This is a genomic window from Yeosuana marina (assembly GCF_011762485.1).
Taxonomy (GTDB): Bacteria; Bacteroidota; Bacteroidia; order Flavobacteriales; family Flavobacteriaceae; genus Yeosuana; species Yeosuana marina.
Genome location: NZ_JAAKGI010000025.1, coordinates 1 through 340 on the forward strand (window position 1 = coordinate 1; position 340 = coordinate 340).

A 340-nucleotide genomic window follows, 5' to 3' on the forward strand; every position below is an offset into this window, starting at 1 on the left:
CGTTAAATTTTAAATAATTTTAACAACTAATAGGAATTTAATAGTACTCAAAATGGTTTATTCTCTTTGTTCGATTTTTGTCGTTTCCAACTAAATCTTACGCTGTCAATTCAATATGTCTATGAACTTTTTTTCTCTTTTCTTAACTCGTTTCCTCGTTAAGCGGGTGCAAATATAAAACCCTTTTTTTATTCCCGCAATACTTTTTAAATCTTTTTTTAAAAAAAGTTTTTTAACCTTTTTTCTTAATCCAAATCGCCTCGCAATGAACGCCGCTATCCAAAACTTGTTGCCTTTTTTAGCGGCTGCAAACATACACCCCTTTTTCCATTTGGCAATG

1 protein-coding gene is annotated in these 340 nt (G+C 31.2%); it reads right to left on the reverse strand.

What is annotated here, in order from left to right:
- Window positions 1–105: 105 nt before the first annotated feature.
- Window positions 106–340: hypothetical protein (locus G5V56_RS18975; RefSeq protein WP_206285904.1), on the reverse strand; the 235-nt coding region annotated here is incomplete at its 5' end.